Source organism: Hymenobacter cellulosilyticus (assembly GCF_022919215.1).
Classification (GTDB): domain Bacteria; phylum Bacteroidota; class Bacteroidia; order Cytophagales; family Hymenobacteraceae; genus Hymenobacter; species Hymenobacter cellulosilyticus.
Map to the genome: position 1 here is coordinate 5,366,717 of NZ_CP095046.1, position 24,760 is coordinate 5,391,476.

At 56.3% G+C, this 24,760-nt stretch carries 18 protein-coding genes and 3 pseudogenes; 11 read left to right on the forward strand and 10 right to left on the reverse strand.

The window, feature by feature from the left end; genetic code table 11:
* Positions 1-3: 3 nt before the first annotated feature.
* The 8 genes and pseudogenes from MUN79_RS26260 to MUN79_RS26295 form a co-directional block, all read right to left on the reverse strand.
* Positions 4-1,074 carry a cytochrome c oxidase subunit II gene (locus MUN79_RS26260; protein WP_244675442.1) on the reverse strand — a complete coding sequence of 357 codons (1,071 nt, stop codon included), beginning with the start codon at positions 1,072-1,074 and terminating at the stop codon, positions 4-6.
* Between the two features lie 94 nt (positions 1,075-1,168).
* Positions 1,169-2,500, reverse strand: coding sequence for a quinol:cytochrome C oxidoreductase (locus tag MUN79_RS26265; protein ID WP_244675443.1), 1,332 nt, complete (start codon positions 2,498-2,500; stop codon positions 1,169-1,171).
* 2 nt (positions 2,501-2,502) lie between these two features.
* Entirely contained in the window at positions 2,503-3,225 is a 723-nt protein-coding gene (locus tag MUN79_RS26270) for a c-type cytochrome (RefSeq protein ID WP_244675444.1), read from the reverse strand.
* The gene (locus MUN79_RS26275; RefSeq protein ID WP_100338892.1) at positions 3,225-3,749 is read right to left on the reverse strand and encodes a DUF3341 domain-containing protein; all 525 of its coding nucleotides are present in this window, start codon (positions 3,747-3,749) and stop codon (positions 3,225-3,227) included. Before MUN79_RS26275 ends, MUN79_RS26270 begins: the two co-directional genes overlap by 1 nt.
* Positions 3,742-5,088: an NrfD/PsrC family molybdoenzyme membrane anchor subunit gene (gene nrfD, locus MUN79_RS26280; RefSeq protein ID WP_375378200.1), complete on the reverse strand. Its 1,347-nt coding sequence runs from the start codon at positions 5,086-5,088 to the stop codon at positions 3,742-3,744. Before nrfD ends, MUN79_RS26275 begins: the two co-directional genes overlap by 8 nt.
* 218 nt (positions 5,089-5,306) lie before the next feature.
* Positions 5,307-8,335: pseudogene (locus MUN79_RS26285) on the reverse strand (TAT-variant-translocated molybdopterin oxidoreductase).
* 237 nt (positions 8,336-8,572) lie between these two features.
* Entirely contained in the window at positions 8,573-9,550 is a 978-nt protein-coding gene (locus MUN79_RS26290) for a cytochrome c3 family protein (RefSeq protein WP_244675445.1), read from the reverse strand.
* Positions 9,520-9,846 carry a c-type cytochrome gene (locus tag MUN79_RS26295; protein ID WP_244675446.1) on the reverse strand — a complete coding sequence of 109 codons (327 nt, stop codon included), beginning with the start codon at positions 9,844-9,846 and terminating at the stop codon, positions 9,520-9,522. The genes MUN79_RS26290 and MUN79_RS26295 overlap by 31 nt, the downstream gene beginning before the upstream one ends.
* Before the next feature lie 382 nt (positions 9,847-10,228).
* On the opposite strand from MUN79_RS26295, the gene rpsF reads away from it, so the two are divergent.
* From rpsF to priA, 7 genes and pseudogenes are all read left to right on the forward strand, one after another.
* Positions 10,229-10,606, forward strand: coding sequence for a 30S ribosomal protein S6 (gene rpsF, locus MUN79_RS26300; protein WP_244675447.1), 378 nt, complete (start codon positions 10,229-10,231; stop codon positions 10,604-10,606).
* A 4-nt stretch (positions 10,607-10,610) separates the two neighbouring features.
* On the forward strand, positions 10,611-10,862 hold the full coding sequence (rpsR, locus tag MUN79_RS26305; RefSeq protein ID WP_100338887.1) for a 30S ribosomal protein S18: 252 nt from the start codon (positions 10,611-10,613) through the stop codon (positions 10,860-10,862).
* 21 nt (positions 10,863-10,883) lie between these two features.
* Positions 10,884-11,327 carry a 50S ribosomal protein L9 gene (gene rplI, locus MUN79_RS26310; protein ID WP_244675448.1) on the forward strand — a complete coding sequence of 148 codons (444 nt, stop codon included), beginning with the start codon at positions 10,884-10,886 and terminating at the stop codon, positions 11,325-11,327.
* A gap of 302 nt (positions 11,328-11,629) precedes the next feature.
* Positions 11,630-14,305: a GSCFA domain-containing protein gene (locus MUN79_RS31500; protein ID WP_311136601.1), complete on the forward strand. Its 2,676-nt coding sequence runs from the start codon at positions 11,630-11,632 to the stop codon at positions 14,303-14,305.
* A 44-nt stretch (positions 14,306-14,349) separates the two neighbouring features.
* The gene (locus tag MUN79_RS31505; protein ID WP_311136602.1) at positions 14,350-14,685 is read left to right on the forward strand and encodes a hypothetical protein; all 336 of its coding nucleotides are present in this window, start codon (positions 14,350-14,352) and stop codon (positions 14,683-14,685) included.
* The gene (locus MUN79_RS31510; protein ID WP_311136603.1) at positions 14,622-15,893 is read left to right on the forward strand and encodes a thioredoxin domain-containing protein; all 1,272 of its coding nucleotides are present in this window, start codon (positions 14,622-14,624) and stop codon (positions 15,891-15,893) included. The genes MUN79_RS31505 and MUN79_RS31510 overlap by 64 nt, the downstream gene beginning before the upstream one ends.
* A 109-nt stretch (positions 15,894-16,002) precedes the next feature.
* A pseudogene (priA, locus tag MUN79_RS26325) lies at positions 16,003-18,539 on the forward strand (replication restart helicase PriA).
* A 174-nt stretch (positions 18,540-18,713) separates the two neighbouring features.
* On the opposite strand, the gene MUN79_RS26330 reads toward priA, so the two are convergent.
* A complete protein-coding gene (locus MUN79_RS26330; RefSeq protein ID WP_244675449.1) occupies positions 18,714-19,331 on the reverse strand; it encodes a hypothetical protein in 618 nt (205 codons plus the stop codon).
* Positions 19,332-19,579: 248 nt separating this feature from the next.
* Here MUN79_RS26330 and MUN79_RS26335 point away from each other — a divergent pair, with 248 nt between their 5' ends.
* From MUN79_RS26335 to MUN79_RS26345, 4 genes and pseudogenes are all read left to right on the forward strand, one after another.
* The gene (locus tag MUN79_RS26335) at positions 19,580-20,359 is read left to right on the forward strand and encodes a class I SAM-dependent methyltransferase (RefSeq protein ID WP_244675450.1); all 780 of its coding nucleotides are present in this window, start codon (positions 19,580-19,582) and stop codon (positions 20,357-20,359) included.
* Between the two features lie 48 nt (positions 20,360-20,407).
* Positions 20,408-20,686, forward strand: coding sequence for an S-adenosylmethionine:tRNA ribosyltransferase-isomerase (locus MUN79_RS31520; protein WP_311136606.1), 279 nt, complete (start codon positions 20,408-20,410; stop codon positions 20,684-20,686).
* A gap of 26 nt (positions 20,687-20,712) precedes the next feature.
* A pseudogene (locus MUN79_RS26340) lies at positions 20,713-21,635 on the forward strand (S-adenosylmethionine:tRNA ribosyltransferase-isomerase).
* A gap of 264 nt (positions 21,636-21,899) precedes the next feature.
* On the forward strand, positions 21,900-22,217 hold the full coding sequence (locus MUN79_RS26345) for a hypothetical protein (RefSeq protein ID WP_244675451.1): 318 nt from the start codon (positions 21,900-21,902) through the stop codon (positions 22,215-22,217).
* 76 nt (positions 22,218-22,293) lie between these two features.
* Here MUN79_RS26345 and MUN79_RS26350 read toward each other — a convergent pair whose 3' ends face one another.
* Positions 22,294-24,756 (reverse strand): M14 family metallopeptidase, encoded by a 2,463-nt coding sequence (locus MUN79_RS26350; RefSeq protein ID WP_244675452.1) that lies wholly within the window; start codon positions 24,754-24,756, stop codon positions 22,294-22,296.
* Between the last annotated feature and the right edge of the window lie 4 nt (positions 24,757-24,760).

A 24,760-nucleotide genomic window follows, 5' to 3' on the forward strand; every position in this document is an offset into this window, starting at 1 on the left:
GAATTAGAGCGAGGCCTTGGCAGCCGGAGTTACAACAACAGCAGCAGCTGAAGCGTTTTCCTTTTCTACCAATTTATCCGATTTCTGCTTGAAGCTAGCCAGAACATCAGGGTTCTGCTCCGAGAAGGACTTTTGCTGGGCAAACCAAGCCACGTAATCGTCTGGCTCATCCACAACAATGTTCAGCTTCATGGCGAAGTGACCACGACCACAGATTTGGTTACAGGCCAGCTCGTAGTTGAACTTGGGGTTACCTAGCTGAGCACGCATCTCATCGGTCGTCTTGGTTGGAGTAAACCAAAACTTAGTTGGCATACCGGGCACAGCGTACATCTGCACGCGGAAATGCGGCATGTAGACAGCGTGCAGTACATCGCGTGAGCGAATCTTCAGCAGCACTGGGTGTCCCTTGGGCACGTGAATCTCACCGGCCACGAAGTCGTCCAAACCACTCTTGTCGCTGAGGTCGAAGCCGAACTCGTTGGTGGCGTCAATCAAGCGGTAGTTTACCACGCCCAACTTCTGATCCCGACCGGGGTAACGCACAAGCCAGTTGAACTGCTTGCCCATTACTTCCAGTACTACCGAGTCTTTAGGAGCTGGACCGGTAATCTTGGTCCACTCTTTCCAGCCAGCGAATACCAGACCAGCCATTACGATGGCCGGAATTACGGTCCAGATAATCTCGATCTTGTTGTTGTGAGGGAAGAAGTAAGCGCGACGACCCTCCTGGTGCTGGTACTTGTACGAATACACGAACAGCGCAATGTGAGTCAGAACGAACACGATGCCAATAATGATCATCGTAGTCCAGAACAGGCGCTCCATCTCAAAGCCGTGAACCGACGCAATCGGCGGGTTCATCTTGCCATAGTTCTCGATGAAGGAGTAAGCAAACGCAGCTCCACCAACAATCATGAAGATGATGAAGAGGATGGCGTTGACGCGGTTACTCGTGCCAATCTCGCGCGCAGAGCTACCCGAGAAAATGGAAGTCAATATCTGGATACGGAACAGCAAGCCGAATACGACCAGCAGCAGCACGAGTACCAGAAGAATACCAAGAGCAATCATTAGTTGAATGAAGAGGTGAGAGTTGAGAGGTTAGAAGTGAGAGTTCCGTTACACATTACAGTCTAACTTCTCACTTCTCAATACTCATGTCTAATTAAGTCGTGTGGTGCACGCTTTCGTCCAGGAACGGGTGGTTAACCGGTACCAGGGAGGCTTGCGCCAAGCGCTTGGTGAACAGGAGCAGGAAGCTACCCAAGAAAATCAGGGCAACGCCAATCTCTATGACGAACCCATTCTCGCCCTTCATAGTTGCAGGCATCAGCATTAGATAGAAATCTGACCAGTGGCCGATCAAAATCGCAATGCTTACAATCTTCAACATGATCATCTGACGCTTGGCATCACGACGCATGAGCACCAGAAAAGGAAAAGCGAAGTTAATAACCAGGTTAAAGAAGAAGATCCAGGTGTAGGCACCATTAAAGCCACCCAGACGCTGGTTGTAGTAAACCGCTTCCTCAGGCAGGTTAGCGTACCAAATCAGCATAAACTGCGAGAACCAAACGTAGGTCCAGAAGATGCTGAAGCCGAACATGAACTTACCAAGGTCATGCAGGTGGTTGGCGTTAACAAACTTCAGGTAGCCAGCCTGCTTCAAGTAAATAGCAGTCAGAGTTGTAACAGCGATACCTGATACCCACCAAGAGGCAAATACGTACCAGCCGAACATGGTTGAGAACCAGTGCACGTCAACCGACATTACCCAGTCCCAAGCCGACATGGACGAGGTTACTGCATATAACACCAGGAACAAGGCAGCTACATTGATGCTCTTGTGGAAATACTCGGTACCACCGTTCAGATCTTCAGCCAACGACAGCTTGCGCAAACGCTCGGTGAAGAACCACCAGATACCCAGGTATACTACCATGCGGATCAGGTAGAATGGCGTGTTCAGAAAACCGCTCTTACCAGCAATAATGGCATCATAGTTTTCCGCCTTCGGATCCATGATACCATCGTGAGTCCAGTGGAACAGGTCATGACGACCAGCGAAAAATACAACCAGGAAGATGATCAGACCTGGAATCAGCCATACACTCATGGCTTCGTTGAGGCGCTTGATAACTACCGACCAACCTGCGTAGGCTACATACTGCAGTGCTACAAAGAAGGTACCGATAGCCGATACACCTACAAAGAATACGTTGTTGTGCCACAAGCTCACCAACAAGCGCTTCAGCCATACAGGGCTGCCCTCATGATGAGCCGCGCCAGCGCCAGCCTCCGGACCGGCTGCGTGAGCAGCACCGTGGACTGCACCAGCAGCTTCATGTCCACCGCCCTTGTTCATGGCGGCAATAATAAGACCTATTCCTAGCAGTACTACCCCAGCAACGATGATGCTGATGAAGGTTCTGCGGGTTTTCGGCGAAAGCTCCAGGTATTCAGCCGTGGCGCTTTCTTGATGCGTCAGAGTTGCCATAGTTAGTTCGCCGTTCCGTTTCGTGCCTGGTCACCTTGACCGGGAGTGGTTGAACCTTTATCAGCCTGTGCTTCCAATACTGGGGATTGGGTAGCGCGGTCCGTCATTTCGCTCGAGTCGCGGCTAACTTTTACGTAGTCAGCCAGCCCATCGGGGCCTTTGCCAGCTTGCAGTACGCGGACGTACATGGCTATCTTCCAGCGCTCCTCAGGATTCACGATCGAGCCGTGAGGCATCATGCGGTTACGTCCCCACTGAATTACGTGGTAGATGTGCGCATCATTCATGGTTTTGTAAGAACCAGCCGCGTAATTCGGAACGCCCTTGAACTTCTGACCTACCGGACCGTCACCAGCGCCGGATTCACCGTGGCAATGTGAACAGATACGGGTATACAGAACCTTACCCTCTTCCAAATTAGCTTTGGTATAGGAGTAAGGATTGCGCAGACGCCGCTCGGCCGTACCTACACTATCTTTAGGAATGTGCGAGTAATAAGCCAGCTTACCGCTTGGAACCGTGCCCACTACTGGAGTGCGCATGTTCAGTCCCATCGGGTTCACCGTATTGGTATGAATCTGCTTAAGAGGCTCGTAGGCAATAGGCTCGTACATCTGCGGCGCATACTCCAAGCCGGTGTCATCAGCCTTGTTACAAGCTGTAGTCAGCACCGAGGCAAATAGAATAGCCGACGCTTGCAGACCTAGTTTCAGCGTGTGCGTCATTAGTTCTTAGTCATTTCTTTTTCGTTCACCTCCGAGGCGCCATTCTCGCGCAGCAGCTTGCTCAGGTTGTTGAGGTCAGTGCTTTCGTTGATCTCAATGGCCATTACGAACTTGTCGTCCGTCGAGCGCACGTCCAGTACCGGAGTTCTCCAGCGTGGGTAGAGCTTGCTAATCGTGTAGAAGGTAATTACCATGCCGTGGCAGGTAAAGAATACCGTCAATTCGAAGGATACTGGAATGAAGGCGGGCAGCGCAATGTGCGGCTTACCACCAATAATCATGGGCCAGTCGAAGCCCAGCATGTAGATCTGCATCCACAGTGCGAAGGCCAGACCGCACATACCGTAGAAGAACGCGGCGATGGGCAAGCGGGACCGTTCGATACCCAGAGCATCATCAATGCCGTGAATGGGGAACGGGGTAAACACTTCATAGATTTTAACGCCCGCCGCGCGGACGTTCTCAATGGCGTGCATCAGCACGTCTTCGTCGTCGAAGATGCCGAGGGCGAAGCGCTTAGTCATGCTTATTGTAGTTTACCGGAGCATTGGCAGGCACTCCGTGGGTGGTTGGCTTGTGAATCAGGTCGTGGTGCGGGTCATGACCAGTGTAGGTCGGACCGTTATCCACCGTATACTTCAGCACGGTCTTCACTTCGGCCATGTTAATCACAGGGAAGAATTTGGCGAAGAGCAGGAACAGGGTGAAGAACAAGCCCATTGTACCCACGTAGATACCGATGTCGATAATCGTGGGCGAGAACATTACCCAGCTCGAGGGCAGGTAGTCGCGGTGCAGCGAGGTCACGATGATTACGAAACGCTCGAACCACATACCGATGTTTACAATGATCGACAGTACGAAAGTCAGCGGGATGCTGTAGCGTACTTTGCGAATCCACACCAGCTGGGGAGTAATTACGTTGCAGGTCATCATCGACCAGTAAGCCCACCAGTAAGGACCAGTAGCACGGTTGATAAATGCGTACTGCTCAAACTCAACCTGCGAATACCAGGCAATGAAGAATTCGGTGATGTAAGCCACACCTACGATAGAGCCCGTAATCATCATGATTTTGTTCATGAGTGCGATGTGCTCCATCGTGATATAATCTTCCAGCTTAAATACTACCCGGGTAATGAGCATCAGCGTCAGTACCATGGCGAAGCCCGAGAAGATAGCACCAGCCACGAAGTAGGGAGGGAAGATGGTCGTGTGCCAGCCCGGAACAACCGAGGTTGCAAAGTCCATCGATACGATGGTGTGTACCGACAGTACCAGCGGGGTCGAAACACCGGCCAGGATCAGCGACACGGTTTCGTAGCGGCTCCAGTGCTTGGCCGAACCCGTCCAGCCCATGCTCAGCAGCGAATAAGCTACTTTAGCAATTGGACCTTTAGCACGGTCGCGGATGGTAGCGAAGTCGGGTACCAGACCCGTGTACCAGAACACTAGCGACACAGTGAAGTAGGTCGAAATAGCGAATACGTCCCACAACAGCGGCGAATTGAAGTTTACCCACAGCGAGCCGAAGGTGTTCTGCAGCGGGAATACCCAGTAAGCAAGCCACGGACGACCCATGTGCAGAACCGGGAACATAGCGGCGCAGATTACGGCGAAGATCGTCATAGCTTCTGCAGCGCGGTTGATGGAGCTCCGCCACTTCTGACGGAACAGCAGGAGCACTGCCGAAATCAGTGTGCCGGCGTGACCGATACCTACCCACCATACGAAGTTGGTGATGTCCCAGGCCCAGCCGACAGTTTTATTCAAACCCCACTCTCCGATACCATACCACAGGGTGCGGTACACAGAGTAGAGGAAAACGCCGAGGAAAAAGAGCGCAACGCTCAGGGCGGCCATCCACCGAACATTCGGGCGGCTTCTACCTGGCGGCACACGTCTTGAGTGACGTCGTGGTACGATTTCCCCCGGTTACGAGCGGCTCCCGTACAGGCGATACGTGCTGCATAGTTTTAGTTGGTTAGTTGGGGGCTTAGGACTGTAGAGGCTCTCGTCTGTTCCGAACCATTGGTCGGTCATCTCCCTACCCTACAATCCTAAGCTCCTTGACCCTGTGATTAAGCGTTGCGAACTTCAGTTTCCGTGTTACGGATCTTGGTCAGATACGTGATGTTTGGCTGCACGTTGATGGCATCCAGCACGTGGAAGCCCCGCTCACCATCCTCGCGACGGATGATCTTCGAAATCTGTGACTCCGGATCACGCATGTCGCCGAATACAATAGCTTGGGTGGGGCACGACTGCGCGCAGGCGGTTACCACTTCTCCATCTTTCGGACGGCGCTTCTGCTTCTTGGCTTCCAGCTTACCAAGCTGAATGCGCTGCACGCAGAACGAGCATTTTTCCATCACACCCCGAGCCCGAACAGTTACGTCAGGGTTCAGTACCATGCGGCCCAGGTCGGTGAACATATGGCCGTTTACGTCTTCGAACTTTTCGTTCGAGTAGTACGAGAACCAGTTGAAGCGACGAACCTTGTATGGGCAGTTGTTAGCGCAGTAACGGGTACCAACACAACGGTTATAGGTCATTTGGTTGAGACCTTCCGAGCTGTGGGTAGTAGCCAATACAGGGCACACCGTTTCGCAAGGAGCATGGTTGCAGTGCTGGCAAAGCATAGGCTGGAAAATAACCGACGGGTTTTCCGACGGATCTTCCATAGCCTTGTAGGTATCCAGCTTGCCTTTCTCGGCGAAATCCTCTTTGCTAGCGTCCGAGCTGTAGTAGCGGTCGATACGCAGCCAGTGCATTTCGCGGCGGTTGATTACCTCTTGCTTACCTACTACGGCAACGTTGTTCTCAACCTGGCAACCAACCACGCACGAGCCGCAGCCGATGCAGGAGTTGAGGTCGATAACCATACCCCAGTGGTGGTTCTTGTATTCGTAATCTTGCCACAGCGAAACCTTGTTGGGTTTCTCTAAGCCTTCCGGCGTAGCAATCTTATCGTATTCAGTTACCTCCCGTGGGTTCTCAATGTATTTAGCTAGCGTCGACTCCTGAACCACTGGCTTGCGGTCCATGATGGTGTGGTGCGTCTGGGTCTGGGCAATGGGCGACTGAGCACCAGTCTTTTCCAACGTTACGTTGTTGGCGAAGATGATGTTATTGTCGCGCATCGAAGCCATTGGGTACACGTTGGCACCCACGTTGTCGCCGACTTTGCCAGCCATTTTACGGCCGTAGCCAATGGCGATGCCTACCGTATCGTTGGCCTGGCCAGGCTGAACCAGCACGGGCAGTTCAATCGAAACGCCGTTAGCCGTTACTTTCAGCACGTCGCCCTGCTCCCAGCCGTTCTTCACAGCCATAGCACGGGGAACAGCTACGTAGTTCCCCCAGGTTGCTTTCGAAACTGGATCAGGCAACTCCTGCAGCCAGGGGTTGTTGGCTTCGCAATTGCCCGAGCCGATACCTACTTTTTCGTAGATGGCCAACTCAACACCCGAGCCTTTAGGAGCGGAGCCGATAGCGGCTACTGCCTGAGCAGGGCTCATGGCGGGAGCAACCTGAGCAACTGGAGCCGGCGACAGGGTGCCAAGGGCTACCCCATCATGCACTGCCTTGTCCCAACCTGCCTGGAAGTTGCCGCCCAGCAGGCCGCGCCACGAAGCGCGTAGGTAGTTATAGTAGCTCTGCGGATTGCCAGCCCAGGTTAGCAGGCTATCCTGCGCCTGACGGGTAGCAAACAAAGGCGAAATAGCAGGCTGAGCTAAGCTCAGGAAGCCACGCTTAGGCTCGTAGTCATTCCACGACTCCAGGAAGTTGTGGTCTGGGCAAGCGTAGTAGCACAGGGAGCCGGTTTCGTCCAAACGGTCATTAAGCGAAATGCTTACCGGAACCTTGGCAATACCAGTTTGCACTTTCGCAGCCAGCGGATGATCGTAAGCTGGGTTGGCGTGATAGAAAATAACCGCACCTACGGTACCGGCATTCATATCATTTACCAAGCGCACCATCCGGGCGTCGTCGCCCTGGCGCAGCATGGAAGGATTAGCCACGTCAACAGCCGCGCTACCAAGCGTCTGGTTGATAGCCGTAACGAGCGTTTGGATTGCTACGTCGTTTGAACCCGAAACTACCAAGCCACGGGCACCAGCGGCGCGCAACTCGGCAGCAGCTTTTTTCAGCTGGGCTGAACCGGCAGCAGCACCACCCCCAACTATAGCGTTGTACAGAGCAACAGCCGTAGCCCCCATTTCCGAAGGCTTAACCGGCACTCGCACGTCGGCGTTGGCACCCGTCAGCGTCATTGCCGATTCAAACTGGAAGTGACGGTTCATCGTCTTCTTCTCGGCCGAAACTTTACGGTTGGTGATATACTGATGAGCATATTCAACCGGGAGAGCCAAGTACCAAGGAAGTCGGCGCCCAAGCTTACGATTACGGCAGCCTTGCTGAAATCGTAGGAAGGCAGCACCCCACCGTTGGCGCGGAGCAATGCCGACTGCGAGTTGGCATCGTACATCACGTGCTCCGTGTTGGGGTAGCGCGAGGCAAACTCAGCAATTACCTTCTTGGTCGTGGGGCTGATGATGGTTGGCGACACGATGGCAATACGACCGGTAACACCGGCCAGCTTCGTGCGGATTTCCTGGTCAACCTGGTCGGTAGCCGCTTTCTTGCCTTTGATAGCGAAGTGCTGCAGACGGCCTTTGTCGTAGAGGCTCAGTACCGAGGCCTGAGCCCGGGCCGACAGGCCACCACGCGTGATAGGCGAACCGGGGTTGCCTTCTAGCTTAATCGGACGGCCCTCACGGGTTTTTACCAACACAGCGTTGTAGTCGGTACCGTTGAAATAAGTGGAAGCGTAAAAGTTGGCAATACCTGGATCAACCTCTTCGGGTTTGTTGAGGTATGGAATTGCCTTGCGGACCGGGGTTTCGCAGCTTGCCAGGGTAGCAGCGGCAATACCGAAGCCCATGAGTTTGAGGAAGTCGCGACGCGGGGCTACCGCGGCGTCGGAAGAGCCGTGGGATTCCTTCACCGGCAGGAAATCGCCAAACTCGCTGAACGCGTTTTTGACAAACTCCGGTGAGCTTTCCAGTTCCTCAATTCCCTTCCAGTACTTAGGCGACTCTTGCATCGTGTTTTTTGGGGACTAGGGTCTTAGGGACTTAGCGACTTGGATTCTGGTCCGGTAAGTCTCTAAGTTGGTATGCGTGTTTTTAAAGAAGAAAACAGGTCTTAGGCGCACCAGAAGCAGTGGCTGCATTCCGGGCACCTAAGACCTTGTCAGGCTAGTAGTGGCACTTCGAGCACTCCGTACCGCCGTTCGACGACACCGTGAAGGGAGCACCGCTGTTAGCAGCATCGTGCAGTTTCACGAGGTTGTTGTAGTAGCCGTTGCCCTTCGTGTTGAGGGAGTCTCGCGGTGGCAGTTGATGCACCAGCCCATGGTCAGGGGCGAATACTGGTACACTACCTCCATGTTCTGAATTGGACCGTGACAGGTCTGGCACTCGATGCCACCTACTTGGGTGTGCTGGGAGTGGTTGAAGTAAGCCAAGTCGGGCAGGTTGTGAATACGAACCCACTGAATCGGCTGCTTGCGCTCGATAGCGCGGTAGATCTTCTTGATTTCGGGCGACTCCGTTTTGATCTGCGAGTGGCAGTTCATACAGATGTTGGCCGAAGGAATGTTAGCACTCTTGCTCTTATATACCGAAGTGTGGCAGTACGAGCAGTTGATCTGGTTTTCACCGGCGTGCAGCTTGTGCGAGAAAGCAATAGGCTGGGTAGGCTGGTAGCCCTGAGCCAAGCCGATGGCCATTACGCCCTGTACCGACTCATACAACACAACGAGAACAAACAGACCCAGAGCCAAACCGCGCACTACAGGCGACTTGTAGATCTTGCTGAAGTCGAAGCGCTGCTCCAATTGCTCCACGTCGCGACCATCGAGATCCTTGCGGCCGCGCAGCACGTCTTTCATGATGTTGGCGATGATAACCAAGGTTACCACCAACACCAGCAGCACTACTACTAATACAATCAGCAGAATGTCGATCGTGCTGTTGCCCGTTCCGGCTCCGGCGGCAGCGCCACCATCCGCACCATCAACTTTGCCAGCATTCTCAGCTGTTACACCGCCAGCGGCAGCCGTAGCCGGCTTGTCACTTTCGGCAGCAACGTAGGAGATAATCGAGGTGATTTCAGCGTCGGAGAGCTGGAAGCTCGGCATCTGCTGCTTCTGGTACTGGTTGAAGATTTTCACCGCGTACTCGTCGCCGCTGGCAACAACTTTGCTGGAGTTCTTAATCCACGGAATCAACCAGGAAATGGGGCGACGCTTGTGCACGTCTTTAAGGGCGGGCCTACTACTACCTCATTGATGGCGTGGCACTGGGCGCAGTTTTGCGTGAACAGTGTGTTGCCAGCGCTGATAGCAGCGGCATCACCGGTGGTGGCACCCGCAGCGGCGGCTGGGGCGGCGGCGGCAGTAGAGCCGGGCGTCACGCCATCCTTGCTAGCAGCCGGTGCGGTAGCAACGGGAACTGTTTCTGCTTGCTGGGCGGTGGAGGAACCCACCGCAGCAAATGTCAGAAACAGAGCTAGAAAGACGTGGGAGAGAGGACGAAGTCGGATGCTATTCATAGCACAATGTGACTGGGAAAAAGAAAGGCAGGGGTACTTCAAGGCCACAAATGTAGGTCGGGAATCGCAGACCGCAAACCTGCCTGGGCTAATTTTCGCCCATTGTGGCTTGCTTAGAATCATTCTAAAAAACCCTGCCGCGTATCTCCTTATATAATAGGAATACACTATGCCCTTCTACACTTGAGCTTTCAGCTCCCTCGGATTAATACTACTCCCTTTGCTAACTTATCTTAGCTTCAAAGGTTTGGCAATTTCCCTACCTAGGGCCTTTAATTTCAACTACTCAGATAAATTTACCAGGCACCTTGAGGATAAGCCCGGATAAGTAGTATCTTTGCGCCCTGATTCATTTTTTCATTTAATTTTTTCATCCCGTCTAATGGAAGTAAGAAATTACGAGACGGTCTTCATCCTAACTCCCGTTCTGAACGAGACGCAGGTGCAAGAGACGATCGAGAAGTTCTCGCAGGTGCTTAAGGAAAATAGCGCCGACATTATCCACACCGAAAACTGGGGCCTCAAGAAGTTGGCTTACCCAATCCAGAAGAAAAACACCGGATACTATTTCCTGGTGGAGTTCACTGGCTCAGGTAACATCGTTGACGTACTCGAGCTGGCATTCCGCCGCGACGAGCGCATCATCCGCTTCCTGACGACTGTTCTCGACAAGCACGCGGTGGCCTACAGCCAGCGTCGTCGCAACGGCGAGATGAACCAGCAGAAGGCTAAACAACAATCGGAAGCCGTAGCCCAATAAGACCATGAGCCTAGCCAACGAGAAAATCCACAAGCAGGACACGCGCAAGAAATACTGCCGCTTCAAGAAGAACGGCATTAAGTACGTGGACTACAAAGACCCGAACTTCCTGCTGAAGTTTGTGAACGAGCAGGGCCGCATTCTGCCCCGTCGTATCACCGGCACCAGCCTGAAATTCCAGCGCAAAATTGCTCAAGCCGTGGCTAAAGCCCGTCACTTGGCTTTGATGCCCTACGTAACCGATTCGTTGAAGTAAACTTTTCTTACAGAGACTGACATGGAAGTAATTCTGAAAGACGACGTAAAGAACCTGGGCTACAAGAACGACATCGTTACTGTAAAGTCTGGTTACGGTCGTAACTACCTGCTGCCGCAGGGTCTGGCTATTCTGGCCGACAAGACCAACAAGAAAATCGTTGCCGAGAACGTACGTCAGGCTGCTCACAAAGCCGACAAGATCAAAGGTGACGCGCAGGCTATTGCCGACAAAATCGGTGAGGCTGCTTTCGAAATCAAAGCCAAAGTGGGCGAAACCGGCAAGATTTTCGGCCGCGTGACCACCCTGCAGCTGGCCGAGGCTCTGAAAGCTAAGGGCGTAGACGTAGACCGCAAGCGCATCTCCTTCGATCAGGAGCCTGCGTCGGCTGGTGAGTACACGGCTACCATCAACCTGCATAAAGAAGTAAAGCACCAGGTGCGCTTCAACGTAGTAGCTGAGTAAGCTACCTGCATAGAGTAATAAAAAGCCTGACTACCGCGGTAGTCAGGCTTTTTTGCTATTGGCTGGTTTGCTTTTTCCTCTGGATTAAAGCAGCAGTTTTACCCTAGCTTCTCTTTGGGAAACATCTTCTTGATGAGAGGTGTATACCTTTGGTGCTAGGGCAAGATGATCCATGAGGCCCAGAAGGCCGTAGGCTTTCCCAGGGCCTCTCCCTGCTCCTGGTCGGTTTCGGTTTTGGCTGAACGGGCAGAGTTGAGTAGGTTGCCTGTTCGTTGGCCGTAGTTAGGCCTTATACCTATAGAATGTTCCGTACTGAATTACCGCTTACGCCGCACCCCCAACAGCTGCCGCTCTCGGCCCAAGTGCTGACGGTGGGCTCGTGCTTTTCGGATACAATTGGGTCTCGCCTGGCAGCTGCCAAGGTCAAAACCCTGGTTAATCCTTTTGGCACCGTATTCAACCCTCTTTCGGCGTGCCAGCTGCTTCGCGCGGCCGCCGGTGAAGACATGGACTGGCAGCAGCACCTGGTGGAAGCCCGGGGCCGCTGGCAAAGCTACGACCTGCACGCAAGCATCGGGGCCGATTCGCCCGTGACGCTGCTGCAGCGGATTCAGGGATTGGTACAGGAAGTCGGCGAGTTTTTGCAGCGCACCGATGTAGTCATGCTTACGCTGGGCTCGGCTTATGCTTACCGCCTGCTGGAAACTGATGAGGTAGTCAACAACTGCCACAAAGTACCGGCTGAGAAGTTCGAGAAAGTACTGCTGACGCCCGATGAGATTATCAACGCCGTAGCCGAAACCCACGCGTACCTGCGGCGGGCCAACCCGAAGCTGCGCTTTATTCTGACGGTAAGCCCCGTGCGGCACCTGAAGGATACGCTGCCCCTGAACTCGGTAAGCAAATCGGTGCTGCGCGTGGCCTGCCACTACCTGAGTGAGTTGCTACCCGACGTGTCGTACTTCCCGGCCTACGAACTGCTGCTGGACGATTTGCGGGACTACCGCTTTTATGCGGCTGATATGTTGCACCCCTCGGATGTGGCCGAGAACTACATCTGGGAGCGTTTCACCCGTACCTACTTCGACCCTGCTTTTGGCCGCTTCCGCAAAGAGTGGGAAGCCGTGCGCCAAGCTCTGGGCCACCGCCCACTATATCCGGAAGCCCCGGAACATCGGGAATTCCTGGAAGCAACCCTCGCCCGGCTGCACCGCTTGGCTGGCCAAACTGATGTTCGCGCCGAAATTCGGGAGCTTGAGCAGCAACTGGCCGCTTTGCCCTTACCCAAGCCTGAGCTCCTGCCCGAACCCGAATTGGAGGAGGACGATGATGAGGAGCGCATTGATATTGGTGAACCCGAGACTCCGCTTACCCACGCCGTAGCGGAAGTAGTGCCTGTAGCCGCACCAGTAGTTGATACAGCCTCAGAGGTGGCAATTGAGCAACCGGAGTCGGAGGATGACGACGAGGAGGAAGCGTCGGGAGAAGAAAGCCTAGACCTCGCTTTAGAAAGCGAAGTACCGCAGTTCCCTAAGAAAAAACGACGGAGCCGGGGCGGAGCCAAGCGTACGGCCCGCAAAAAGGCCGCCCAGCTTTACGCTCAGCAAGCAGCCGAAGCCGCTGCTGCAGCCTCGGTTTCAGCTACGGCCGCTGTTGAACCAGCGGAAGCCGAGCAGTTAGCCCCGGCAGAAACCCTTTCGCCTGCGGCACCTACCTCGGCAGAACCAAATGTGGCAGATGAATCGACTCCGGAACCCGTGGCACCAGAGCCTACGCCTGAGCCTACTCCTGCCGAAGCACCTGCACCTGTTGCCGTCCCGGTAGTGGCAAAGCCTCAGCCCGCTCCGAATGTAGACTGGCTGCAGCCTATGGATGAGCCGGAAGAGGAAGAGGCACCAAAACGCCGCGGCCTGAAGGGACGCAGTAAAGGCAGCTTGGCCACGGAGAAAAAGCCCCGGGATACCAAAGACCGGGTAATAACCACGCCTCCGACCAAGTCGCGTAGGAAGCCGGCCCCGCTGTACGCAGAGCAAGCTGCCCCTGTAGTCGAGTCGATTCCGGTGGAAGCAGCAGTACCCGAGTCAGCCCCAGTCGAGCAGCCTGCTCCCGCAGCAGTACCCGAGCCGGCTGCTGAAACTGTAGTTTCCGTGGAAACAGCACCGGTGGAAGCAGTAGTACCAGAGCTTACTGAAGCTACGGAAACCGCTGAGAAACCGAAACCAGCCAGGAAGCCTCGTCCTTCACGGGCAAAGGCAGCCGTGGCTCCAGTGGAACCAACTCCGGCCCTAAAGCAGCCACGCCCAAAGCAGCTGCCCCAAAGGCAGCGCCCCGGAAATCCAAAGCGACTCCGCCAGTACCAGAGCCGGCGCCTGAAGAACCTAAGGCAGAAACTCCGAAGAAGCGCAGCCGCCCACCCCGGAAAAAACCCGCAGCGGCCGACGAAACGCCACCTGCTTCGTAAACCAAAACCCGGCCTCAACAGCCGGGTTTTGTCTTTTCACCCCAGCTCCATTTCTATGTCGTCTTCTCAGCCGGCTCACACCAACCGCCTTAGTCAGGAAACCAGCCCGTACTTGCTTCAGCACGCCCATAATCCGGTGGATTGGTACCCGTGGGGTGAGGAAGCGCTGAGCCGAGCCCGGGCCGAGCAAAAGCCCATCATTGTGAGCATCGGGTACGCGGCCTGTCACTGGTGCCATGTAATGGAGCGGGAGTCGTTCGAGAATCCGGCTCTGGCCCAGCTCATGAATGAGCATTTTGTTTGCATCAAGGTGGACCGGGAAGAGCGGCCCGATGTGGACCAAGTGTACATGGATGCCCTGCAGGCCATGGGCGTACCGGGCGGTTGGCCCCTGAATGTGTTTTTGAACCCGGAGGCTAAGCCATTTTACGGCGGAACCTACTTCCCGCCCGTAGCTGGGGTCAACTGCTGCAGAGTATCGGGGAGGCTTACCAGGGAGAACACCGGGCTGAGTTAGACAAGTCGGCCGAAGAGTTTGCGCGCCTGCTGCGAACTAGTGACTTGGAGAAGTATGGGGCAGGCCTGGCAGATGCAGCTTTATCGGAGGAACAGTTCAAGCTGCTGGTTTACAACCTGGGCGTACACTTCGACTCGGAAAAAGGCGGCATGAACCGGGCCCCAAAGTTTCCGATGCCCAGTATCTGGCGGTTTCTGCTGCGTTGCTATGCTCGTACCGGCAGCCAGCTGGTACTCAACCAAACCCTACTGACGCTGCGCGAAATGGCCTGGGGTGGCATTTACGACCAGGTAGGCGGGGCTTTGCGCGCTATTCGGTGGATGCCGAGTGGCTGGTGCCCCATTTCGAGAAGATGCTCTACGACAACGGGCAGCTGGTGAGCCTGTATTCCGAAGCCTTCCAGTTGACTCAGGACCCACTGTTCCGCGACGTGGTGTACGACACCATAGCGTTTGTAAAGCGGGAATTGACAAGTCCGCAGGGAGGATTCTATTCGTCGCTGGATGCCGACAGTGAGGGCGAGGAAGGCAAGTTTTACGTGTTTACCAAAGAGGAACTGCAGCAGATTCTCGGCGACGAGGAAGCTTTGTTTTCGGCCTATTACAACTGCACTGCGTTGGGCAACTGGGAACACGGCCGCAACATTCTGCACCGCCGGCAGTCCGACGCCGACTTTGCCGCCGAGCACGAGTTGGAAGTGGCGGTACTGGAGGCCATAGTAGCCGAGTGGAAGCAGAAAATCCGGCGGGCCCGCAATCAGCGGGTGCGCCCAGGCCTCGACGACAAGATCCTCACGGGTTGGAATGCTTTGATGCTAAGCGGGCTGGTGGATGCCTACCGGACGTTTGGCGAAGCTGGCTTCCTAGAATTGGCCCTGCAAAACGCCCGGTTTCTGCAAACCAACCTGCGGCAGGGCCCGCGCCTGCGCCGCAGCTTCAAAGCCGGCCGTGCCACCATCGACGGGTTCCTGGAAGACTACGCCCTGGTTATTCAAGCTTATATTAGCCTCTACGAGGTTTCTTTCGACGCCCAGTGGCTGCAGGAGGCCGAAACCATGACGCAGTACGTGCAGGACCACTTTTTCGACCCTGAGGAAAATCAGTTCTTCTACACCGACGACGCGGGTGAAACGCTGATTGCCCGCAAAAAAGAGCTGTTCGACAACGTCATTCCCGCTTCCAACTCGGTTATGGCTCACAACCTGCTACGGCTGAGCCTGCACCTCGAAAAAGAAGAGTATCGGGAGCTAGCCGCACGAATGCTGGGCCAGGTTCAGGAGCTGGTGGTGAAAGAGCCCCAGCACCTGACCACTTGGGCGGCGCTGTATGCAGCTCTGCTGCAGCCCATGGCCGAAATTGCCATTGTAGGTCCCGACGCAGAAGCCTTGCGGGAGGAGCTTGGCCGGCACTTTTTGCCCCATGCCGTGGTAGCCGGTACCACAGAGGCCAGTGAGTTGCCGCTGCTGCTGCACCGCACGGCCCAGAACGGGCAAACTACCCTGTACGTGTGCTTCAACCGGGCCTGTCAGCAGCCGGTATATAGCGTTGCGGATGCTTTGGCCCAGCTGCCTGCGCCGGGTGCTGGCTAACTTTTACTTCTTGGCTCTGACCGACATAAGCCGAATTGCCAAGCCCAGAGAAACCTGCGGCCCGCAATTCGGCTTACCTTTGCGGTCCTGTTGTTAGCTGATCTGTCCGTTGAGCCTTTCCTTTGACTTTGCCCAGCCGGAAGCCGCCGGAGCCGACCGCGTCACGCTGTTTGTGGACGTGATTCTGCCCCTGCCGCTGCCCAAGCTGTATACCTACCGCGTGCCCTACGAGATGAACGACGAAGTCGTCATCGGGGCCGCGTGATTGTGCAGTTTGGGGCCAAGAAAACGCTTAGCTGCATTGTGGCGGCCGTGCACGAAACGCCGCCGGCCCAGTACCAGGCCAAATACATCCTGGAGTTTATCGACGATGCACCAGTGGTGACTCAGGCCCAGCTGAAGTTGTTTCGCTGGATGGCCGACTACTACATGTGCACCCTGGGCGAGGTCATCAACGCGGCTTTGCCCTCGGCGCTGAAGCTCAGCTCTGAGTCCCGCATTCAACTGCATCCGGCTTTCGAGCCCGAAAACAACCCCTACCCGCTCAGCGAGCAGGAAGAGCGGATTGTGGCCGTACTCAGCTCCGAGGATGGCAAGGCCCTGACCTTTACCGAAGTCGGCGACCTGCTGGGCAACACCAACTTTCACAAGGTCATTAAGTCGCTGATTCAGAAGGACGTCATCTTTCTGTTTGAGCACTTGGCCGATAAGTACTCACCCAAGGTGGTGAAGAAAGTGCGGCTGGCCCACCATTTCGTGGAGGATAATGTGCTGGAGGAGCTGTTTGCCAAAATGGCCAGCAAGCCCAAGCAACTCGACGTGCTGATGCGCTACCTGCAGCGGGTGCCGGTGTACCAGAACGTGCACGCCAACCACCAGGGAATGGAAAAGGCCGCTCTGACCAGCAGCCCCCACCTCTCCCCTTCGGCCGTCAACACGCTGATTAAAAACGGGGTCCTGGAGCAGTTCGACGTCATTGTGTCGCGCTTCCCGATGGACGACTCGCCGGAGGCCAAGATTCACTTCTCCCTGAGCGAGGCCCAAACGGCGGCCCACGATGAGGTGCTCAAGCAGTTTGGGGAGAAGGACATTGTGCTGCTGCACGGCGTAACGGGTGCGGGCAAAACCGAAATCTATATTGAACTGATCCGCAAGGCTCTGGAAGGCGGCGGGCAGGTGCTGTACTTATTGCCCGAAATTGCCCTCACGGCCCAGATTGTAACCCGCCTGATGCGCGTATTCGGCACCCGCCTGGGCGTCTACCACTCCAAGTTCTCGGACAATGAGCGGGTGGAAGTGTGGAATGGGGTGTTGTCGGGCCGCTTTCAGGTGGTAGTAGGCGTGCGCTCCGCTGTGTTCCTGCCCTTCGACAATATGTCCCTCATCATCGTGGACGAGGAGCACGAGAGCAGCTATAAGCAGTATGACCCCTCGCCGCGCTACAACGCCCGGGAAGTGGCCCTGATGATGGCCAACTTCCAGGGCGCTAAAACCCTGCTGGGCTCGGCCACGCCGGCCGTGGAAACCTACTATCAGACCCGAGCCGGGCGCTGGGGCCTGGTTACGCTCAGCAAACGCTTTGGCGAAGCAGGTTTGCCCGAAATTGAGCTGGTGGATACGCGCAAGCAGCGCGACGCCAAGAAAATGCTCAACCACTTCACGCCCGAGCTACTGAGTGAAATCGAGCGGAAGCTGGGTTTGAAAGAGCAGGTTATTCTGTTTCAGAACCGCCGCGGCTACTCGCCCTTCATTTCCTGCCTCGACTGCGGCTGGATTCCGAAGTGTAAGAACTGCGCCGTGAGCCTGAGCTACCACAAACACGCCCACGAGCTGCGCTGCCACTACTGCGGTTTCCACGACCGAATGCCGGTGGAATGCCCCGCCTGCGGCTCCCGCAACCTGAAGACTGTGGGCTTCGGTACCGAGAAGATTGAGGACGACCTTAAGATTATGCTGCCCCAGGCCAACGTGCAGCGCATGGACCTCGACACGACCCGGGCCAAGAACTCCTACCAGCAAATTATTGCCGACTTCGAGCAGCAGACGACCAACGTGCTGGTGGGTACCCAGATGGTGACCAAGGGCCTGGACTTTGCCAACGTGAGCCTGGTGGGCATCATCAACGCCGACAGCATCATTCACTACCCCGATTTCCGGGCCCACGAACGGGCCTTCCAGATGTTTGTGCAGGTGAGCGGGCGGGCCGGCCGCAAAGGCAAGAAGGGTAAGGTTATTATCCAGACGGCCGACCCGGCTCAGGTGATTTTCGACAAAGTCATCCGTAACGACTACCTCGAATTCTATGAGTACGAAATAACCCAGCGGCGCGAGTACGGCTTTCCGCCCTTCATGCGCGTGATTCGGCTTACAGTAAAGCACGTAGATCAGCTCGTAGCCGAGCAAGCCGCCATTCTGCTAACCCAGGAGCTGGTATTCCGCCTGGGCCGGGAGGCCGTGCTGGGGCCGGAAGCGCCGTACATCTTCAGGATTCGGAACTTCTATCTGCAGGAAATTACCATCAAGCTCGACCGGGAACACACGGTGCTCAAGCACGCCAAAGCTCAGATTATAGAGGCTATGAACGTGGTAAAAGACCAGAAGGAGTTCAAGCAGGCCCGCCTCGTGGCTGATGTCGACCCAATGTAGAGGGCAGCGTATCCATGGAGCTGTTTATCTGGGCCCATTATGAATAGCACCGCGTCAACTACGTAAAGTAGAGTAAAGCTAGCCCCGGTGAACTCAGCATATGGGTGGATGTAGAAACAAAAAAGCCCTGCTGGCAGCTGCCAGCAGGGCTTTTTATTGTATACCCGGTAAGTCCTACAACTCGTCGAGCAGGTAAAGGATGATGAGCACCAAGCCGATCAGGGCAATGATGGCACCCAGCACGTAGATGAGGCCGATACCGGTGGCCGCACCCAGAATCTCAATCAGCAGACCTACCAGCAACAGGATTACACCCTGGCGCAGTTTGCCTTGCAGCTTGTTGGTGCTAGCTACTTCACTATGCTTTTTCACTTCCATCTTGCTGCTCAGCTTCTCAGCCTTCTTGGCCACTTTCGCCACAATCGACCGTTCGATCAGGTTCAGCTTGCGGCTAGCCTGAGCCTTAGTGGCGGGCTGCACGGCAGCAACAGTTGCGGCTTCCTTTACAGCGGGAGCAGCCGACACAGCCTTAGAAGCAGTAGCGGGGGCAGCAGGAGCCGAGGCTACGGTAGCGGGGGCAACTGCGGGAGCAGCTTCCGGAACGGCAGCTACTTCTGGAGCGGGAGTAGCAGCTACTGGGGCGGGCTTCACGCTTACAGCCCGGTTGGCGGTGCCGTGGTACGATGAAGTCTTGGGCAGCATTGCATACTCAGCCCGATTACAGCTGCTCAGCGCAACGACAATTGCCGCGAAGGCGGTCAGCTTGTGTAGGAGTCCGGATACGTGTTTCATGTGGTAAGGAAGTTGGTGAAGAGTTCGAAAACAGGCTTTCTACGGGCAAAAATATAAATAGTGGCCCGACTTTGTCTTTTTCAAACTGAATTTTATCCTCTTTCCAACAGCCAACTCCCTAAGCACAACGGTCTTTACCAATATAAAATATGGTGAATATTTCTTCGTAGCTCAACCGCTACAGCCCGAACGAACCCTTCCCCTCGCATGGATGTTTGTCCGAACACAGTTTATTTGCACCTGTGCGTATGACTATTCCTTCCTTTTCCCTCTTGGGCTCCTGGGCTCTGAGTCTTCTGCTATTTCAGGCCTGTACCCAGCCGCTGAGTGAAAGTACCGCGGCCACTGCGGCCGAGCAACGCCGGCAGTCCTCCGTGCCCGACACCACCGGCTATGAGATTCGTCCGCCGGCCGACCCCAACGGCATCAGCCGCTATTACCTGGGCCGGCAGATTGCGCACGTTATGGGCCACGAGGGCGCCGACTGGCTGGAGCGCTCCGGACGGGAGCAGGAAGAAGGAACCGACGTGCTGCTCAAAGCCCTGCGCCTCAAACCTACTGATGTAGTAGCCGACATTGGTGCGGGCACGGGTTACTTCTCGTTTCGGATGAGTGCCCTCGTACCCCAGGGCAAGGTCCTGGCCGTGGATATCCAGCCCGAGATGATAACCTACTTGCAGGACAACAAGGAGCGCAACAACGCCCCCAACGTGGAGCCGGTGCTGGGTACGGTACAAAACCCTAATCTGCCGGCTAACAGTGTGGATCTGGCCCTGATTGTGGACGCCTACCACGAGTTTGACCACCCCCGGGAAATGATGCGGGCCATTAAGTCGGCGCTGAAGCCCAACGGCCGGGTAGCCCTGGCCGAATACCGGGCCGAAGACCCTAAAGTACCCATCAAGCGCATTCACAAGATGAGCGTGGAGCAGGCCCGTAAGGAAATGAAGGCCGTGGGCCTGGAGTTTATTGAAAGCATCGAAACCCTGCCCCAGCAGCACCTGATGTTTTTCCGGCGGCCCAAGTAGCAGCTAGCCGTACTGACGAAGCCGGCGCCTCGGCGTACCTTTGTGGCTATGTCAGCCACTCCCGACCCACGCCTGCTTTCCATCTTCGATTATACCTATGAGCTGCCGGCGGCGCGCATCGCGCCCGAACCGTTGCCTAACCGTGACCAGTCGCAGCTGCTGGTGTACCGCCAAGGCAGCCTGCAGGACCGGCGCTTCACCGACCTGCCCACCGAGCTGCCGGCCGACGCACTGCTCGTATTCAACAATACCAAAGTGGTGCGGGCCCGCCTGTTCTGCCACAAGCCGACGGGGGCATCGTGGAGCTGTTTTGCCTGGAGCCGGTAGCCCCGCACCGCTCGGTAGAGCTGGCCATGCAGCAAACCGGCAGCTGCGTCTGGAAATGCCTGGTCGGTAACGGTAAGCGCTGGAAAGCTGGTCCGGTGCAGGTGGCTTTTACCCTGAACGATGCCGAAGCAGTACTGACGGCCGAGCGTGTGGAAGCTGCCGACGGCTATTCCTTGATTCAATTTAGCTGGCAGCCAGCCGAAGCTCCTTTCGCCGAAGTTTTGCGTGCCGCCGGGCATTTGCCCCTGCCCCCTTACCTCAACCGCGCCGACACGGACGTAGACGCGGTGCGCTACCAAACGGTGTACGCGGCCCACGAAGGGGCCGTAGCGGCTCCCACGGCCGGCCTGCACTTTTCCGACGCCGTCTTTGCCGACCTCAAAGCCCGGGGTATTGCTACGGCTGAGCTAACTCTGCACGTGGGGCCGGTACTTTCCAACCGGTGAAAGCCGCCCAGATGGAAGACCACGCCATGCACGCCGAGCCTATTGCCGTAAACGCGGCTTTGCTGCGCCAGCTGTTAGCCCACGCGCCCCGGCCTATTATTGCCGTTGGCACCACCAGCCTGCGCACCCTGGAAAGCCTGTACTGGCTTGGCGCCCGGCTCACGCAGCAGCCTACCACGGAACCCATCTGGCACGTTACGCAGTGGCAACCGTACGAGGAAACTCGGGTAGTACCGTTGCAGGAGGCACTTGAGGCCCTGCTGGCCCATCTGGAACAGAGCGGAGCCGACACGATTCAGGCTACCACTCAGCTACTGATTGCCCCGGGTTACCGGTTCCGGGTTATCCAGGGTTTGGTCACCAACTTTCACCAGCCCGAAAGCACCCTGTTGCTGCTTGTGGCGGCGCTTATCGGGCCCGACTGGCGCCGGGTATACGACCACGCCTTGGCCCACGACTACCGGTTTTTGAGCTACGGCGACAGTTCCCTGCTGCTGCCCTAACTGCTTTCCTAAAGCTTCACGGCTTCTTCATATACTCAGGTGAATATTCCTCCGCATCTTCACCCTTAGCTCCCTGCTGCCTATGAAAAAAGTAAGCCTGCTGCCTCAGTGCGCATTTTCAGACAGTGCTTTTACCTCAGGCCCAATGTGCTGGCTCAAGCTCCACACTAGTTGAGCTTATTGGTTGTACGGGTAGATACAACCTATTTTATCGGACCCGTATAAGGACCTAGAATTCCCTATTTCTAACGACGACTCTTCATCATGAAAAAGATAACTCTGCTGCTGGCTATGGTAGCATTTTCGGTTGCTGCGCACGCGCAGGACAATAAGGCTGTAGTTCGTGACGACGCCACCGGTGCCAAAACCACCGCTGAAGTGCGCGACAATGGCACGGTGAAAGTAGAAAGCCGTTCGGGCCGCACCAAAGCGGGTCAGGCTGCCTACAACACCAAGCAAGACGCCAAATACGCTGGTAAGAAAACCGGCCAGGTTGTGAAAAAAGGCGCCCAGAAAACCGGCAAAGTCGTGAAGAAAGGTGCTTCGGCCGTGAAAAATAAAGCTGAGGACGTAGTAGACTAGTCTAACCGCGTCTTACCCAAAAAAGCCCCGGCCAATTCGTTGGCCGGGGCTTTTTGCTGGTAGTAAGTGGCCGACTTTACTGCCCCACAAAGAACAGCGCGTTGCCGAAAATCAGCTTGCCACCCTGCCAGAAACCACGGAACAATGGGTTATCGGCTAAGTACACGACCTGCCCCCGGCCCATCTCCTGGGTGCCCAGCACGAAGGTGTCGGTGAGCTTGCGGCGGGCACTGCGGCCGGTAAAGCCGGCGGCGTAGTTGTCGCGCTTAAGCACACCAACGTTCCAACCGCCGGCCTCCAAAAAGCGGTAATTAAGCGTGTCGCGGATGAGGGCAAAGTACGTGGAGCCGTAGCCAAACGCCAGCGGGTGGGTATTGTCGAGCTGCACGCGGTACACGCTGCCCTGCACTCGTTCCCCAATCTGCTGCCGCTCGGCTTCGGCGTAGCGGCGCAGCTGCTGGTAGGCGGTGCGGGCTTTAGCAGTGCTGTCGGGGGCTTTGGTTTTGAGTAGGAAGTCCTTTTTGTTGGCCAGGAAAGCCGCGGCCCCTTCCAGAGCAATCAGCTTACCGCCCCCGCGTACCCAGGCTTTCAGGGCCTCCAGGCTTTTCTCAGGGTAAATATCCGCGTAGTTGCCATCGGGCAGGATGAGCACGTCAAACTTCTGTAGGGGCACCGTGCGCAGGTAGTCGGCGCCCAGCACCGTGACGGGGTAGCCCAACTGCTGCTCGAAGAAGTGCCATACTTCGCCAAAAGCCGTAGCCGAAACGCCTTCCCCGGCTACCACTGCCACGTTGGGCCGACTTACGTAGCGCACGTAGCCCGAGCCCAGGTCGGCGCCACTAGTCGAAAAGCCCGAGCCCACGGCCTGCACCTGCACGCCGGTTGAATCGGCCTGGGCCCGTACCAGCTGGTCGAAGCGGGCACCCAGAGTTTCATTGCCCGTACGGGTAAGTATGAGAGTGCCGGGCTGGTACTTCTGCCCTTCCGCCTCAAAAGCCCGCTGGGCAACCCGCACCTTCACCCGCTGCTGGAGCAGCCGGCTCAGAAACTTCATATCCTGCAAACTGCTCCACCGAGCCACGTAGGCGTAGGGTTTTTCGACTGGGGCAACGCTGGTAGCTACGGGAGCAACCGGCTTTTTGGCGCTGGCCTCCAATCGTGAGGTCAAGGCATAGGCATTCAACCCGAAGGAATACGGCAAGGCCCAGGCCGTAATGTCGTAGGTCAGGGAGTCTTCCAGGGCCGGGCGGGGCTCAAACAACACCTTCACCAGCGTCGATTTGGGCTGATACATGCTGACTACAATATCCTCCGCCTTGATCTGCAGGTTCTCGGTTTTGCCGGTAGCGTAGCTGAAAGCCCGGGTACTGAGCTTGCGGCCCGCGTAGCCGTACTGAATCTGCTGCCGGTCGAGGTACTGGGTAAGAGCCTGCAGCTGGCCCGGAGCGGCACTCCCACTGAGCACGAAGGCCTTGTAAGGCCCGCGGGGTTGGGTGCGGGCGTTGGTATAGTACTTCTCAAACTCCCGTACCAGCTCGGGCTGCCGGTCGGAGGCCGCCTGAATGGTAGCCAGACTGGTAGCGTGGTGGTGAGCAATGCGCTGGCTCAGCGTGAGCGTGTCGCCGTCGGCCTTGGCTACGCGCACCCCGGCCCGGCCCGAGCCGCCCTGCTCATAGGTCATGCCAATGGCGCCGTTGAAGCTGGGGTAGGTGTCGCCGTAGCTTGGATAGAACAGGTCGTAGGTTTCGCGGGTGAAGTAGAGCCAGTTGTTTTGGTCGAACACTTTGCGGTTATAGTCGCCGATGACGTTCTGGAAATTGCGCTGCCAGGGCGTGATATCCTCGTGGAAGGGCTTGGCGGCCGGCGAGAAGTAGTACGGGTCGTCCACGCTCATCTCGTGGAAATCGGCGTGCACCTGGGGCAGCCACTGGTTGTAGAGCGCCACGCGCTGCTGGCTTTCCTGCTGGGTTTGCCAGGCCCAGTCCCGGTTCAGGTCGAAGAAATAATGGTTGTAGCGGCCGCCGGGCCAGGGCTCGTGGTGCTCCCAGGCGTAGGGCGAGGCATTGGGCTGGGCGCTGCGGGCCCGGTTATACCACTGCACGTACCGCTCGTGCCCGTCGGGGTTCACGCAGGGGTCTATCAGCACGACCACGTTTTGCAGCCACTGCTGGGCCTGTGTATTCTGCGGGTTAGCCAGGTCGTAGAGCACTTCCATCACGGCTTCCGACGACACGGCCTCGTTGCCGTGAATGTTGTAGCTGAGCCACACCACGGCTGGCATCTGCTTTTGCACCGTGCCGGTTTCCAAGCCCGCCCGTCGCAGGTTGTTTCGCCGGATTTCCTCTAGTCGGGCCAGATTTTCCGGGGTTCCTACCTGAATTACTTCCAATGGCCGGCCTTCGTAAGTAGCGCCGTAGGGCTGCACCCGCATCCGTCCGCCAGAGTTTTGGGTTACCTGCTGCACATAATTCAGCAGTTGGGCGTGGGGCGTAAAGCGGCTGCCCAGCGGGTAGCCCAGAAATTGTGACGGCGTAAGCAAGCTG

Bases quoted from the DNA above. Each gene is read 5' to 3' on its own strand.
- MUN79_RS26275 (WP_100338892.1), bottom strand. From the start codon at position 3,749: ATGACTAAGCGCTTCGCCCTCGGCATCTTCGACGACGAAGACGTGCTG.
- MUN79_RS26335 (WP_244675450.1), top strand. From the start codon at position 19,580: ATGACTATTCCTTCCTTTTCCCTCTTGGGCTCCTGGGCTCTGAGTCTT.
- MUN79_RS26345 (WP_244675451.1), top strand. From the start codon at position 21,900: ATGAAAAAGATAACTCTGCTGCTGGCTATGGTAGCATTTTCGGTTGCT.
- MUN79_RS26330 (WP_244675449.1), bottom strand. From the start codon at position 19,331: ATGAAACACGTATCCGGACTCCTACACAAGCTGACCGCCTTCGCGGCA.
- rpsR (WP_100338887.1), top strand. From the start codon at position 10,611: ATGAGCCTAGCCAACGAGAAAATCCACAAGCAGGACACGCGCAAGAAA.
- MUN79_RS31520 (WP_311136606.1), top strand. From the start codon at position 20,408: ATGTCAGCCACTCCCGACCCACGCCTGCTTTCCATCTTCGATTATACC.
- MUN79_RS26265 (WP_244675443.1), bottom strand. From the start codon at position 2,500: ATGGCAACTCTGACGCATCAAGAAAGCGCCACGGCTGAATACCTGGAG.
- rpsF (WP_244675447.1), top strand. From the start codon at position 10,229: ATGGAAGTAAGAAATTACGAGACGGTCTTCATCCTAACTCCCGTTCTG.
- rplI (WP_244675448.1), top strand. From the start codon at position 10,884: ATGGAAGTAATTCTGAAAGACGACGTAAAGAACCTGGGCTACAAGAAC.
- MUN79_RS26260 (WP_244675442.1), bottom strand. From the start codon at position 1,074: ATGATTGCTCTTGGTATTCTTCTGGTACTCGTGCTGCTGCTGGTCGTA.
- nrfD (WP_375378200.1), bottom strand. From the start codon at position 5,088: ATGGCCGCCCTGAGCGTTGCGCTCTTTTTCCTCGGCGTTTTCCTCTAC.
- MUN79_RS31500 (WP_311136601.1), top strand. From the start codon at position 11,630: ATGTTCCGTACTGAATTACCGCTTACGCCGCACCCCCAACAGCTGCCG.
- MUN79_RS26270 (WP_244675444.1), bottom strand. From the start codon at position 3,225: ATGACGCACACGCTGAAACTAGGTCTGCAAGCGTCGGCTATTCTATTT.
- MUN79_RS26295 (WP_244675446.1), bottom strand. From the start codon at position 9,846: ATGAATAGCATCCGACTTCGTCCTCTCTCCCACGTCTTTCTAGCTCTG.